Annotated in this window: 1 protein-coding gene; it reads right to left on the reverse strand. The window is 44.2% G+C overall.

What is annotated here, in order from left to right:
- Positions 1-119 precede the first annotated feature (119 nt).
- Positions 120-231 (reverse strand): NAD(P)-dependent oxidoreductase (locus tag V6256_RS16500; RefSeq protein ID WP_424141079.1); only part of this gene is annotated, 112 nt, incomplete at its 5' end.

A 231-nucleotide genomic window follows, 5' to 3' on the forward strand; every position in this document is an offset into this window, starting at 1 on the left:
ACTTAGTCGCCGCTTATCACGGCGACTAAGTTGTCTATTGCACAATCAATCATAGCCAGTCGTGTTTATGCTGTTGCTGAGCCGATATGAGGGAAAAGAACAATATTATCTAAGTCCATTTATGGAGATGAAGTAGGAAGAGGCTCGACCTTATAACCATCCACGCCTGCAGCTCTAAATGTGAGAACTTGCAATGCCTTCGCAAGGGCATCTTCATCAACAACATTACCG

Origin of the sequence: Psychromonas aquatilis, from assembly GCF_038155185.1 — a bacterium.
GTDB lineage: Bacteria > Pseudomonadota > Gammaproteobacteria > Enterobacterales > Psychromonadaceae > Psychromonas > Psychromonas aquatilis.